The organism is Deltaproteobacteria bacterium (assembly GCA_016235345.1).
GTDB lineage: Bacteria > Desulfobacterota > Desulfobacteria > Desulfobacterales > Desulfatibacillaceae > JACRLG01.
On sequence record JACRLG010000028.1, the window covers coordinates 26,208 to 38,956 of the forward strand.

At 56.6% G+C, this 12,749-nt stretch carries 10 protein-coding genes; 8 read left to right on the forward strand and 2 right to left on the reverse strand.

All coding sequences use genetic code 11. The annotated features are described in order from the left end of the window. The first annotated feature begins 98 nt into the window (after positions 1–98). From HZB23_13815 to HZB23_13835, 5 genes are all read left to right on the forward strand, one after another. Entirely contained in the window at positions 99–995 is an 897-nt protein-coding gene (locus HZB23_13815; protein ID MBI5845733.1) for an OB-fold domain-containing protein, read from the forward strand. 180 nt (positions 996–1,175) lie between these two features. Continuing rightward, entirely contained in the window at positions 1,176–2,324 is a 1,149-nt protein-coding gene (locus tag HZB23_13820) for a uroporphyrinogen decarboxylase family protein (GenBank protein MBI5845734.1), read from the forward strand. 10 nt (positions 2,325–2,334) lie between these two features. Beyond that, complete coding sequence (locus HZB23_13825; protein MBI5845735.1) at positions 2,335–2,994, forward strand: cobalamin B12-binding domain-containing protein; 660 nt, start codon at positions 2,335–2,337, stop codon at positions 2,992–2,994. Between the two features lie 22 nt (positions 2,995–3,016). Next, a complete protein-coding gene (locus HZB23_13830; GenBank protein ID MBI5845736.1) occupies positions 3,017–3,661 on the forward strand; it encodes a YiiX family permuted papain-like enzyme in 645 nt (214 codons plus the stop codon). A 53-nt stretch (positions 3,662–3,714) separates the two neighbouring features. Beyond that, the gene (locus HZB23_13835; GenBank protein ID MBI5845737.1) at positions 3,715–4,875 is read left to right on the forward strand and encodes an acyl-CoA dehydrogenase family protein; all 1,161 of its coding nucleotides are present in this window, start codon (positions 3,715–3,717) and stop codon (positions 4,873–4,875) included. Positions 4,876–4,967: 92 nt separating this feature from the next. Here HZB23_13835 and HZB23_13840 read toward each other — a convergent pair whose 3' ends face one another. Both HZB23_13840 and HZB23_13845 read right to left on the reverse strand, forming a co-directional pair. Then, the gene (locus tag HZB23_13840) at positions 4,968–7,133 is read right to left on the reverse strand and encodes a hypothetical protein (protein ID MBI5845738.1); all 2,166 of its coding nucleotides are present in this window, start codon (positions 7,131–7,133) and stop codon (positions 4,968–4,970) included. Positions 7,134–7,175: 42 nt separating this feature from the next. Then, the gene (locus tag HZB23_13845) at positions 7,176–8,216 is read right to left on the reverse strand and encodes a nitroreductase family protein (protein MBI5845739.1); all 1,041 of its coding nucleotides are present in this window, start codon (positions 8,214–8,216) and stop codon (positions 7,176–7,178) included. A 335-nt stretch (positions 8,217–8,551) separates the two neighbouring features. Here HZB23_13845 and HZB23_13850 point away from each other — a divergent pair, with 335 nt between their 5' ends. The 3 genes from HZB23_13850 (at position 8,552) to HZB23_13860 (ending at position 12,580) form a co-directional block, all read left to right on the forward strand. Next, the gene (locus HZB23_13850; protein ID MBI5845740.1) at positions 8,552–9,457 is read left to right on the forward strand and encodes a MerR family transcriptional regulator; all 906 of its coding nucleotides are present in this window, start codon (positions 8,552–8,554) and stop codon (positions 9,455–9,457) included. Positions 9,458–9,796: 339 nt separating this feature from the next. Continuing rightward, a complete protein-coding gene (locus HZB23_13855; protein MBI5845741.1) occupies positions 9,797–11,023 on the forward strand; it encodes a thiolase family protein in 1,227 nt (408 codons plus the stop codon). A 189-nt stretch (positions 11,024–11,212) separates the two neighbouring features. After that, positions 11,213–12,580, forward strand: coding sequence for a phenylacetate--CoA ligase family protein (locus HZB23_13860; protein ID MBI5845742.1), 1,368 nt, complete (start codon positions 11,213–11,215; stop codon positions 12,578–12,580). Positions 12,581–12,749: the final 169 nt, after the last annotated feature.

Genomic DNA, 12,749 nt, shown 5'->3' on the forward strand with positions numbered 1-12,749 from the left:
GCTTGCTCATTGGCTTATCGCTCTCCTTGCATTTCATCGTTTTTATCCAGGCTGTAATCCAAGCCTTTTGGGGACGGCTGTTAAAAGGAGGAAATGACATGAGTCAGGAACATAGAGACTGCTTCGTGGTGGCTGGCAAGCTCGCCCTTCCCTACCAGTATTTTGCGGGAAGCACGGGGTCGAAGTTCATCACAACGCTTAGGGACAAGAAACAGATTCTCGGAGTCAGGTGCGACAAGTGCAACAAGGTTTTCGTTCCGCCCCGCAAAAACTGCGAGGTCTGCCTGTCGCCTACCGGCGACAACTGGGTTGAACTGAAGGACACCGGCACGGTGGTCAACTGGACCGTCATCCGCTACGCCGAGCCGCACCAGCCCGTTGCGCCGCCATACATTCTGGCCCTCATCAAGCTGGACGGCGCCGACACGCCCTTCGCCCACATAGTGACGGGCATCGCCGCCAGCCAGATGAAGGAAGGCCAGAGGGTCAAGGCCCGCTTCGCCAAAAAGACCACCAACACCATCATGGACATAGAATGCTTCAGGCCGCTCCCGCCCAAATTCCAGGTGGGCTACACCTACGACGAGCTTGAAATCGGCATGTCCGCAAGTTTCACCAAGACCATCACAGAGACCGACGTCTACCTTTTCGCGGGCATTTCGGGCGACTTCAACCCCATGCATCTTAATGAGGAATTCGCAAAGCTTACGCCCTTCGGCACCCGCATAGCCCACGGAGCCCTTCCCCAGAGCCTCATCGCAAGTGTTCTGGGCATGAAGCTTCCGGGCCTTGGCACGGTGGCCCTTGAAATCAACACGCGCTTTCTCGGCCCCACCTACTTCGGCGACACGGTGACAGCCTCCGCCGAAGTTGTGGAAAAGCTCGAAAAAAAGCGCTGGGTGCGTCTCAATCTTTCCTGGACCAACCAGAAGGATCAATTGATCGGCACGGGCACAGCCTTGGTCATACCTCCCGCCCCCGTGCAGACCGACTAAAAACGCGAATCGCTGTGTCAGAGCAAAGCGGGCGGGTCGTCATGTACGGCAAGTACTATTCCTCCCCGCCCGCTTCACTCTTCCTTGCGCTTCATCGTTTTTATCCGGTCTGCATGTGAATGCCTCCGGGCAGCAGTCCGATTAGTCATGGGGTTTTCCATTATGGGGGGCTTGTCCATGATCGATTTTAAAAGCATCGCCCGCGATTTGAAGGCGGGCAGGCCCCCGGCCCTGGGGGATTTTCCGCCCCGGATGCTGGATTTTTTCGCCGAAGCGGCGAGTCTGCGGGGCAAATTCTCCACCCTTTCCAATCTCGAACGCCTCACATGCTGCATAAGGCACAAATCGCCCGACCGGGTTCCGGTTACGCCCCTGGCCAATGCCGCATCCAGGCAGATTCTCGGAATCAGCTTCCCCGATTACTCCCAAAAAGCGGAATCAGCAGCCGACTGCTTCATGGCGGGGCTTAATCTCCTGGGCGGGGACATGGCGGTGCTTCTCGTTGATCTTTCGGTGGAAGCCGAGGGCTTCGGCCAGAAGATAATTTATCCGCTCAATTCCACCGCCCGTCCCGACTACGGCGATCCTGTGGTCAAATCAACCGACGATTACGAAAAAATCCGCCCGGTCCTGCTTGAAAATTCAAAGCGGATGAAAGAATTCGTGAAGCTGTGCGAAATAATGGTCGCCCGCTGCGGATTTTCCTATATGGTGAGCGGCTTCGTCTTCGGGCCGCTTGGGGTTCTGGCCATGATGCGCGGGGCCGAGCACCTTTTTAAAGACTGCGTGCTTCACCCCAAAAAAGTGATGAAGGCCCTTGAGGCGATAACCGAGACCCTTTGCGAATTCACCCAGGCCCAGTGCGACGCGGGCGTGGGCGCAATCGCCATAGACACCCTTTTCGCCTCCTATAACGGGCTTTCCAAGGAGCTTTGGGAGAAAATCGAAGGCCCTTTTGCGAGGGAAATCGCCCAGGTCATCAAGCGAAACGGCAGGGTCGTGGGCATCCACAACTGCGGCCACGGCATCTATTTCGACGCCCAGATAAGAAGCATGGAGCCTGAACTCATCAGCTTCGCCCATCTTCCGGACGACTGCGCAACCGAGCGCGACCTCGTGGAGCGCTACGGCGACTCCATCACCCTTGTGGGCTGCGTTCCCACCCCCCTCCTGATTCACGGAACGCCCCAAGAGGTCATGGACGAGAGCCGAAGGCAAATCGACGTTTTCGGAAAAAACGGCGGCTTCGTGCTTGCCCCCGGCTGCGAGTATCCCCCCAACGTCCCCCTTGTGAACGCCCTGGCCCTGGTCAGGGCCGCAACGTCGTGAGGAGAGAGCTATGAAACAAGTGGTTTCGTATGAAGCTGTTTCTTCCGACATCGCCCGCGCCGTGGCTTTGAGGGACTCGGAAAAACTGGACAGCCTTGTCATCACCGCCAAAAATGCTGACATGCCCAAACATGATGCAATGGCGGCCCTCACACGCGGCATCGAAGTGGCCAGGGGCGAATTTTCGGCAAACCGCCTTGCAATCCCTGAATTTCTGATCTGCCTTGATCTTATGAACGAGGCGATGGACGCTTTTTCCGATCTGCCCGACTCCGGGCCTTCACTGATAAATCGGCCCCGCATGGTGATAGGAGTTGCGGAAGGCGACGTTCACGACCTCGGCAAAAACGTGGTGGCGGCTGTCTGCCGGGCCTATGGTTTTGAGGTGACTGACCTTGGCCGCGACGTTACGCCTGCGGTTTTCATCAATGCGGTGAAGAAAACGGAAGCTCACGTTCTGGCGGTTTCGGCCATGATGTCCACTCCTTTGAACGCCATGCGGGAGACCGTGGCGCTGTGCCGAAGGGAATGCCCGGAAACCCTTGTTTTCGTCGGCGGGGCCGCAGTTGACGAAAAGCTCGCCCTTGGCATGGGAGCAAACGCCACGGCGGTAAACGCGGCTCTTCTGCCCGGAGTCTTTTCAAAGCTCAGGCTTCTTCCGTCTCCCTGAAAAACCCAAGGAGGAAACTTACGTGAAAATCCGCAAAAGAATGATCGCCGCCTTGATTGCGCTTGCGGCGCTTCTCTTTCTCATGGCCGCTCCCGTGCTGTCCGGGGCTCCTTCCTACCTCCCCATTGACGGCGACATAATCTTCCAGACCTCAAAATCATCCCAAAGCCGCCTGGTGCAGACGGCCACGGCCTCCCCCTTGAGCCATATGGGGCTTGTGTTCATCGAAAAGGGGCGTCCGGTGGTGTACGAGGCGGTAGGCCCGGTCAGGGTCATGCCCTTAAAGGACTGGATCAAAAGGGGGGAAGGGGAAAAATTCGAGGTGAAGCGCCTGAAAAACGTGAAAGAGCTTCTGAAGGCGTCGGCTGTAAGGAAGTTGAAGGCATCCGCCCGCACTTTTCTCGGCAAAAATTACGACGCCCGTTTCCAGTGGAGCGATGAGAGCATCTACTGCTCCGAACTGGTGTGGAAGGCTTATGACAGGACGCTTGGCATTAAGCTTTGCCCCTTGAAAAAAATGAAGGATTTCAACCTGGCTGACAAGGCCGTGAAAACCGAGCTTGAAAAACGCCACAACGGGCGAATCCCCATGGACGAACCAGTCGTAGCGCCGGTGGACATTTACCGTTCAAAGCTCCTTGTAACAGTGGTCGGCAAGGCTTCATAACATGTCTTTATAATTGTCTTTTCCGTGGGGGGACAGCCCATCAGGAGGATAAAATGTCTTTCGAGTTCAGCACCAAGGCAGGATGCCAGGAGTACTTCACCAAGGCCCACGAGATGTTTCGGAAGGCCGTGGCGGATTTCGTGAAAAAGGAGATACTCCCTTTTGTGGATGAGTGGGAGGAGGCGGGCGAGTTTCCCCGCGAGCTTTACAAAAAGGCCGGTGACGCGGACATATTATCCATCTGCTACCCTGAGGATGTGGGCGGAACACCGGCTGACGTGTTTTTCGCGGTAACGCTCACCGAAGAGCTGATGAAATGCACCTCGGCGGGGCTTGTGGCAAGCCTGGGAAGCCACGGGATCTCGATTCCGCCCATAGTGCGCCACGGAACGCCGGACCAGAAAAAGCGCTTCGTGGAGCCGGTTTTGAGGGGCGAGAGGATTTCCGCCCTTGGAATCACGGAGCCGGGGGGCGGCTCGGACGTCGCCAACATCCAGACAACAGCCTTGCGCGAGGGCGATTTCTACTTGGTGAACGGCTCCAAAACCTTCATCACCTCCGGCTGCCGGGCGGACCAGATAACGACAGCGGTGCGTACTGGCGGGCCGGGTCACGCCGGAATCAGCTTTCTTCTCATCGAAACGAACACCCCCGGTTTCAAGGTGGGGGCGAAACTCAAAAAGATGGGCTGGTGGGCCTCGGACACCGCAGAGCTTTATTTCGACAACTGCAGGGTTCCGGCTGAAAACCTTATCGGCGCGGAAAACGGCGGGTTTTACATCATAATGGAAAACTTCCAGACCGAGCGGCTTTCCCTTGCCATAATGGCCAATACCACCAGTGAAATCGCGCTCAACGAGGCGCAGAAGTACGCAAAGGAGCGCCACGCATTCGGAAAGCCAATTTCTGCCTTCCAGGTGACACGGCACAAGCTGGCGGACATGGCCACCCTTTTGACCGCAAGCAAGGAATTCACCTACCGGGTGGCGGCCAAAATCGACGCGGGCCAGAACATGGTGAAGGAAGTTAGCATGGCCAAGAACTTCGCCTGCTCGGTAGCCGACAAGGTGACGTACGACGCGGTGCAGATTTTCGGCGGCGCGGGCTACATGCGCGGAACAGTGGTGGAGAGGCTTTTCCGCGACAACCGCATTCTTTCCATCGGCGGCGGAACCCAGGAGATAATGAAGGAGATCATCTCGAAACTCATGTGACGGGTGGTTTTTCCCATCGGAAAAAAATGCCGGGGCCCGACGTTTCGGGGCTCCGGCATTTTTTTCGCCAGCCGTCCGTTCTCCCGGCCGCGTCATTCGGCGAACCACTTGAGCCAGACAACCGCCACCGCCAGGACCAACATGAGGATGCCCGTCAGCCAGTAGGCCAGGGTGTGCTTCTCCTCGGCGTAGGGGTCGTTCATAAGCCTTTCAGCCCCGGCGGGGAGCTTGGCGAGGGAAGTCAGGCTGTGGCCGAAGGCGATGTTGATCTTGGCCCTTGTGTTCACCGCCCAGCCGGACGCGTCCAGAAGCGGCCCAAGGTTCCTCTGGCGCAATTTAAGCCACGCCATGAGCATTGAAGGCCCTGAAATCAGGAGAATAATTCCGATCAACGCAATGGGCATCTTCCACCAGGAAAGGGCCATGAAGCCGGTCACCACCGAGGCTATGGCGGTGCCTATGGCACCCACCGCAAGACCGATGGCTGCGAAGATTCCGGCGAAGCGGGCCACGTCGAAGGGGGCGGGAAGAGCTCCGGGCTTGGGCGCGGGTTTTGACTCCTCCAACTTTTTACCGGCATCGGCGATTTTTGCGGCCCCCGCGTCCCCTACGGCCTTGTCCTTGGCCGCCGCGAACTTATCCACCTGCTCGCCTATCATGCGGGCGACCCGCTTGTAGGGAGCGAAAAACGCCTGCCTGATGCTTATGGGATGCTCCACTATCTTCACTATGGTTGCGTCCCAGTCATTGCCGGCCTTGTCGTAGAACACCCCGTTCCGGCCCACCATCAACTGGTCGCCGTCGCCGTTGGTCACCGCTCCCGCGATGGTCATTTTGGCGTCTGAGCCTTTGCGTGTGCAGTCGCAATAGGCCAGGTACATGCGGCTCAAGCCCGCAAGCGCGCCGTGCTTTGCCATGTCGTGAACCTTCACGCAAAGGTCCAGGGCCTTGCCGTCAATGTAAAGTGTTCCGGCCTGAAAAACAGCCGTATCCAGCCCCTTGTAAAACTCGGCAAACGACACGAAATTAGTAAGCAGCCTGTGAAGGTCGCGGGTGTAGCGCACCAATCGTTTTACGGAAGAGACCGACTCGAATTCGACCTTTTTGGCCTCGTCCATTTCGATCAAGGAAATTATGGCTTCTCTTACCCCGCCTTCAATAATCTCCCGAACCCTTTTGCGACCAAGCTTTTCAACGGATGTTTCCACGCGCTTGGCTATGGTTTCCTCGTAACGGGCAAATCGTGAAACAAGATCGCCAAACTCATTCTCGGTAAGGCTGTCTTTGGGACCGATGAGCGGAACCACGACTTTGGAGGAGAAATCCTTCATGGCGGCCAGAAACGCCGGGTTGACTCCCTCGAACATCGGCAGGGGGCGTCCGGGAGCCACTGGGGCAAGCGGGAAACGGGCGATGGATGCAAGGGAGGCCGAAAGCTCCTCGCCCGATATCGCCTCGTAATCGGCGGGGGTAAGGTTCAGGGCCGCGCCCGCCTCGGCGTCGAAGCCCGCAAGGCGGCAGCGGATATAGTAGTCTTCAATCTTCGCCTTGACAGCCGTCAATGATGCGTGGGCGGCCCGGGTTTCCTCTCCGAGAATGAGAATGGCCCCGTTTTCCCTGTCCAGCTCGTCCCGCCAGGTCAAAAACGTTTCAGCCTCATCGAAAAAATTATACAAAAGCTCCCGGCTTACGCCAAGCTCGCCGGAGCGGTCGGTTTCGCCTCCCGCGCAGTTCAGAATATCCTTCATGGCGGCGGCAACCTTTGGATCTTCAACCGACGAAACCGGCACTATTCCGTCGCCGTTAAATCTGGCTTTGGCGAACAGCTCCTCGACATCGTCGATGTCTTCGGCGCTGATGGATGTGGCGTCGGGCTTTTCAAGGGTTTTCAGTATCTCCCTGGCGCTCGCGAGAACCGCCCTGCCCTCTTCGGTGTCGTCTTTTATGGAATCAAGGGGAAGCTCGGTAAGGCGCTTTACGAGATCGTCCGGGTTTTTCAGAAGGGATGAGGCCAGGCGCGCCGCCTCGATGACTTCGGGAACCCTTATGCGCCCATCGCCGTCGGTATCCATGAGGGATAGGGTCTCTTCATCGAATTCCAAGCCCTTCACCGGGCAGGCCAGGGCTGTCCAGAGCTTGGGATCGAGTTCTTTTAGGGCCGCGATGTCGCGCCCCGAATCCAGCATCACCTGGTCGAAACCGCCTAACCGGAAAAACCTGAACCTGTGACCCGCCCCGTTTTTTTTGAGAATCTCCATGATGGCCAAGATATCTTCCTTTCCGGTTGCGAAACGAAAGGATCATGGCCTTTCGATAAACTCGATTCTGGCCTCCTCCCGCTTTACAATATTGTCAATTTTGCCCTGTGGCCAGCCGATGACGAGGCTGGTGATGATCTTGAACGGCTCTTCGATCTTGAGCATCTTTTTTAAGTCGGGAAAAAAGCTGATGGCCTTGGCAAGGCTCACGTAGCAGGTTCCGAGCCCCAGGGAGTGGGCCGCAAGAACCATGTTCTGGCCGCAAATGCCGATGTCGAGGTCAATGTCGCCGATGCCCCTTTTATCGGCCAGCAACAGCACCAGGCAGGGCGCGCCGAAAAAAATGTCGTAACCGGGGTCGGAGGATGCCGCGTTTATGCCGCCTCGCGCCCTTGGCTCGATCTCGCCGGTCTTGAGTTTTATCAGGAGCGGCAACACGGCCTGCTGCCAGGGGGCGAGGCTGGCCTTGGCGTCGCCCGGCGTCTTCTTGTTGATCCATGGGTGCGGCAGGGTGAGCCAGGACACCCAGTAAAGAGCTTTTTTGCATTTTTCGTTGATTTGGTCAATAAGGCCCCGGTCGTCCACAACCACGAATTTCCAGGGCTGGTTGTTTCCCGCCGACGGCGCGAAGCGGCCCGCCTCGATGACCCGCCTTATCATCTCGCGGGAAACGGGCTTTTTACGGTACATGCGGTTGCTGCGCCTTTTGTATATGACCTTCTCCGTTTCCGTGAGAAGAGGTTCGATTTCATCAAAGGGCGTCTTTTCCATTCCGGCGATGGGCGCGGGCGGGGTTTTCCCGCCGGAAAACAGGTGATCGTTTTTCCAAAAGCCTTTTTCCACCCTGTAGTCGCCTTCTATGTTAATTGCTCCCTGGGGGCATACCGCCGCGCAGTTCTGGCATGTTATGCAGCGGAAATGATCGTAGCGCCCGTTGGGGCGGCTCTTTTTTTCGAAAAGCTCCAGAAGCTGGATCGGGCAGGATTTCACGCACCTGCCGCAGCCGTTGCATTTTTCCGCATCCAGAACAAACCTTGCGTATTTTGCTTCGGGAAGATTCAGAAGCCTTATGTTTTCAAGCATGAGACTCTCCTTTCGAGTCGCTTTGCGCAGATGATCCAGGCGGATTTCATGAGCCCCTAAAGCCAGGGAACCAACGGTGAAAAAAATCAGTAGAAATCCAATATTCGTGCGATTATCGCAACTCGACCTTTACGTCAATCAAATTTCGTACAGCGGGTCAACAGGATTGATGCCGGGAATAGCAGCATGTGGACAGAATGATTTTACAATCGTAAAAATTACATGATTTCAAATGGCTATAATCATTTCCAGAAAATTTGACTTGCGTGGGACTCGAAAACAGATTATGAACAGTAAGAAGTTAGTAAGCCTATTTTATACAACAGGAGAAAATTATGGATTCGCCCCCGAAATGGTTCCGCATAGGGCAGTTGGAGAAGCTCTCAGGCGTCAACCGCCGCACCATCCATTTTTATCTCAAGGAAGGGCTTCTTCCGCCGCCCATGAAAACCGGCAAAACCATGTCCTATTACGACGAAACCCACCTTAAACGGTTGAAAGCCATAGCCGAATCCAAGGAGGAGGGCCTTCCCCTTTTCGCCATAAGGGAAAGGCTTTCGGAGATGGAGGAGGAAAAAAGCCGGACTCCTGCCCAGGTAAAAAACCCGTCATCCAAAAAGGCCCTGCCCAAAAGCGCCCAGGGCAACCGGACCCGCGAGGCCGTGCTTGAGCTGGGCTGTCGGCTTTTTCGCCAGAAGGGTTACAAGAACACCAAGGTTTCGGACATCACCAAGCGCCTTAACGTGGGCAAGGGAACGTTTTATTTTTATTTCACGGATAAAAAGGAGCTTTTCCTTGAATGCGTTCCCAGGATTTTTGCCGAGATTTTTTCAACAGGCTGGGAAAAAATAGCAAAGGAAAACGATCCGGCCATAAGGCTCAAGATTCGCGGCCAGCTCGTCTGGCCGGTGCTTGGCGAATTCTGTTCCATCCTCTCCCTTTCCAAGGAGGCCATGGAGGACCCGGACCCCAAGCTCAGAAAACTGGGCGAGCAGATTTACGCCTCCATCTGGGGGCCGGTGGTGAGCGACATCAAAAAGGGCATCGCAATGGGGCGCTTCCGGCAGGTTGACCCAAAGGTGCACGCGTCCATCATAATAGGGGCAACCGAGGGCCTTCACCACCTTTTCAAGCACCACAAGGACGTGCCCGCCGGGGCTTACGACGACGCCATTTTTCATCTTTTCGCCAAGGGGATAATGACCGACGCCCCGGAACCCCCCGGAGAAGCCTTTGCCTGAAACCGCCTTTCGGTGATAAACTTTACACCTATTGGCTATAAGCTGGCTCTTTTTTGACGCTGGGCGTCCTGGCCTGTGACGCCCAGCCCGTCAAGCCTGGTCCGCCCGAAAAACTCCGATCCGACTGCTTTTGAACATCATTCTTCCATGCCCCTCAAACGTCGCTGAGACTATCCAGTTCCAATCCCAGGAATTTGTCCACCCGTAAAATTTCGCTTGACTATCGAGTCAGAATCTTCTAAATTCCGACCTTAAAGTCAACGACTTCAAACCGCGCCGCCGGGAAGGTTTTTCACCGGTTGAAGGCTGCGGCAAAGACCTACGGAAAGGATTTTTTTCATGCGAGATGTTGCGGTTGTGGGCGTGGGAATGACCCAGTTCGGAAAATGGCCGGAAAAGGGCATAAAAGATTTGGTGCGCGAAGCGGTTACCGACGCAATGGCCGACTGCGGCGCCGAAATACCGGACTTCGAGGCGGCCTATGTGGGCTCGGCGGCTGCGGGCCTTATGACCGGCCAGGAGCAGATAAGAGCCCAGGTCACCTTGTCTGCAATGGGGATAGAAGGCATTCCCATGTATAATCTCGAAAACGCCTGCGCAAGCTCCTCCACGGCTTTTCACACAGCGTGGGCGGCGGTGGGCGCGGGCCTTTACGACTGCGCCCTGGTTGTGGGCTTTGAAAAACTTTACGATGTTGACAAGAAAAAATCCTTCGCAGCCCTGGGTACGGCCGTCGACGTGGAGATGGTGAAAAAATTCCTGGAGGATTTCGCCAAGCAACAAAAATCCAAGGAAAAAATCCTCTCCGAAGGCGCGGGCGAGAAAAAATCCATCTTCATGGACATGTACGCCTACTACACCCGCATGTACATGGATAAATACAACCTGACCCAGGAGCACTTCGGCAAAATCGCCGTAAAGAGCCACAAGAACGGCGCGAAAAATCCCCACGCACAATACCGCGAGGAAGTGACCCTCGAACAGGTGCTTAATTCCGGCGACGTTGCCTTTCCCCTCACCCGCATGATGTGCTCGCCCATCGGCGACGGGGCGGCGGCGGCCATAGTCTGCTCCAGGGAACGGGCAGCCAGCTTCAAAAAGCACGCGCCGGTCTGGGTGGCCGCCTCGGTGGTGGGTTCCGGCAAGCCCTCGGCGGGCCTTTCGGACACCTTGACCAAGCGCCTCGGCCCCAAGGCCTTCGCCGCAGCCGGAGTCGACCCCAAAGACATCAACGTGATAGAGGTCCACGACGCCACAAGCCCCTCCGAGATCATCACCCTGATAGAGCTTGGACTGGTTCCGGGCGACCAGGCAGGGCGCTACATCGATGACGGGCTCCTGGAAATCGACGGAATCCTTGCGTCCAACACATCGGGCGGCCTGGCCTCCAAGGGGCATCCCATCGGGGCCACCGGAACCGGCCAGATTCACGAGATCGTCAACCAGCTTCGCGGCACAGCAGGCCCCCGTCAGGTGAAAAACCCCAAGATCGGCATGACCCACAACGGAGGCGGAATACTGGGGGTGGATGCGGCGGCTATGACGCTTCACGTTTTCAGGGCGTGACAGGCGTCCAAAAACGCGAACTGGCAGTGCCAGAGCTTCAAAGCCAATTCCGCCACGTACTTTTAGTACGCGCGGCTCTTATGGCTTCTCGCGCGACGCGTTCATCGTTTTTGACCGCCCTTTCCGGTGGTGCCCTTAAAGAAACCAAACAATATTCATTTTCAACTGGCATTACAAGGAGGCGTCAGCATGGATACCGCCCGCAAATACTGGAACATGGAGATTGAGGAGAAGCTGGGAACCGAAGCCATCCGGGAACTCCAATGGCAGAAGCTCCAGAAGGCTCTTGTCTGGCAGTATGAAAACACCCCATTCAACCGGGACCGCTTCGACAAGGCGGGCGTGAAACCAGGCGACATCAAGAGCCTCGAGGATTTTTCGCGCCTCATTCCCGTTGCCGGGCAGCCCGAAGTGCGCGAGGTCATCGGCAAGGTGGGGCTGGACATGAAGGCTCTGATGCTGCATCTCTTCGGCCAGAGCCGGGTTGACGATCTTTATCTTCTCACCACCACCAGCGGCACCACCGGCATTCCCACCCCCTACCCCAATTTTCGCAAGGCCATAGACGGAGCCAAGGAAATAATGTGCCGGGCAGCCTGGCGTATGGGGCTGCGGCCCAAGGACACCATAGGCCTTTGCTTCGGGCTTTCCATGCACGCGGCGGGAACCCCCCAGCTTCTCTGGTACCAGGACTTTCCGGGCATCACCATGGTTCCCATCGGGGCCGAGGCCGGCACGGAAAAAATACTCATGTTCATGAAGCTATTCGGCGTCAACGTGTTCACCGGCACGCCTTCGCTGGCCCTTCACCTGATCGAGCGCTGCCCCGAAGTCCTTCACGAACCCATCAAAAATCTTGGAATCAAAATCCTCATTCTTGGGGCCGAACCCGGAGCCGGAATCCCGGAAGTGCGCCAAAGGCTTGAAACCGAGTACGGGGCCAAGGTCTTCGACGCGGGCGCTGGCTACGGCTGCTCCTGCGAACACCCGGTTTACCAGGGAATGCACTGGCTGGCGGACGACAAGGCGTATTATGAACTGGTGAACCCTGAGACAATGGAGCCGGTTCCCATGGAGCACGGTGCCACCGGCATCATGGTGGGGACCTCCCTTGAGCCGGAAAGCGCCGTGTGGTTCGACATGCGCTTCACGTTGGGCGACATCCACCAGGTTTTCACCGAGCCCTGCCCCTGCGGGCGCTCCGGTTTCCGCTACAAGGTTGTGGGCCGCAGCGACGACATGCTGAAGGTCAAGGGCGTTCCCGTGTATCCGGCGGCCATCGAGGGCGTCATCCACTCGTTCCCGGAAAAACTCACCGGGCATTTCCGAATCATCCTGGAAGAACCGCCACCCCGAGTTGTTCCTCCCCTTAAATTGAAGGTGGAGCATGCTCCGGGCGTGACGGCGGACCAACTTCCGGCCCTTGAAAAGGAAATAAGCGAGCGGATGCACAAGCTCCTGAAGATCCGACCGGCCATAACCTGGCTTGCCCCCAACACCCTTTCCAGAGAAACCAAAAAGACTCAGCTCCTGGAAAAAGCGTACGAGAGCAAGTAGCCACCTGTAAATGGGCATTTGAGGAACCACCCGGCCATCGCCATTGAATGACAGATGCCGGGCGGACCCGCCGGGATTCCGCCGGATGAAACCGGTTGCATAACATTAATTGCAAGGCTACATTATTCCGGGTATCCTATGATTAATTTTAATGCGCTGCGGCGGCTGA